The sequence below is a fragment of the Streptomyces atratus genome (assembly GCF_014648655.1).
GTDB classification, from domain to species: Bacteria; Actinomycetota; Actinomycetes; order Streptomycetales; family Streptomycetaceae; genus Streptomyces; species Streptomyces atratus.
Genome location: NZ_BMRN01000240.1, coordinates 1 through 520, shown reverse-complemented (window position 1 = coordinate 520; position 520 = coordinate 1). Strand labels below are relative to the sequence as shown.

Genomic DNA, 520 nt, shown 5'->3' with positions numbered 1-520 from the left:
AAGGACTTCGCCGGAAAGTTCGACGACCTCGAAGCCACCGTCAACGAGAAGTCCGAACAACTCGTCCAGGACCTCGCCAACAAATACACCGCAGCCCTCAACAAGATCGACGAGGAGATCAAGAAACTCCAGGAGGCCAACAAGGGCCTGATCGACAAGGCGAAGGACGCGATCGTCGGTGCCATCAAGACGATCAACGAACTCAAGAACCTCCTGCTCGGGATCCTCGCCAAGGCCGCCTCCGCGATCATGAAGATCATCAAGGACCCGATCGGCTTCCTGGGCAACCTGGTCAAGGCGGTAGGAGCAGGCCTCAACCTCTTCATCACCAACGTCGCCGAGCACCTCAAGACCGGCGTCGTCTCCTGGCTGCTGGGCACCGCGGTCAAGGCCGGCCTCGAACTCCCCCAGAAGTTCGACCTCAAGGGCATCATCCAGCTCATCGCCTCCCTCCTCGGCCTGACCTGGGCCAACATCCGCGCCCGCATCACCCGCAAGGGCGTCCCCGACCAGGCCATGA

Annotated in this window: 1 pseudogene; it reads left to right on the top strand. The window is 61.3% G+C overall.

The features are described 5' to 3' along the window. Nucleotides 1-520: pseudogene (locus IEZ15_RS44295) on the top strand (hypothetical protein); the annotation flags it as partial.